This window comes from Paenibacillus sp. S28 (assembly GCF_016624415.1).
GTDB lineage: Bacteria > Bacillota > Bacilli > Paenibacillales > Paenibacillaceae > Paenibacillus_AQ > Paenibacillus_AQ favisporus.
Genome location: NZ_JACVTM010000069.1, coordinates 1 through 206 on the forward strand (window position 1 = coordinate 1; position 206 = coordinate 206).

Genomic DNA, 206 nt, shown 5'->3' on the forward strand with positions numbered 1-206 from the left:
AGACGATAAACGTATTTCGGATGATGCTGCCAGGCACGGCATCCGCGGGAACGGTAAATATCACTGTCCGGGTAATCGTCTCATTGGCTGCCAGGCTGGCCACTGTCTCGCTTAGCCCCAGCAGGGCGTCGCTCAGTACGACATTCGTCTGTGGGAAGCCCCGCAAATTCGTCACGGTCAGCGAATAGGTGATCGTCTCGCCTGGC

At 57.8% G+C, this 206-nt stretch carries 1 protein-coding gene; it reads right to left on the reverse strand.

All coding sequences use genetic code 11. From position 1 onward, the window contains the following. Positions 1 to 206: hypothetical protein (locus tag IAE55_RS33670; protein WP_200634988.1), on the reverse strand; the 206-nt coding region annotated here is incomplete at both ends.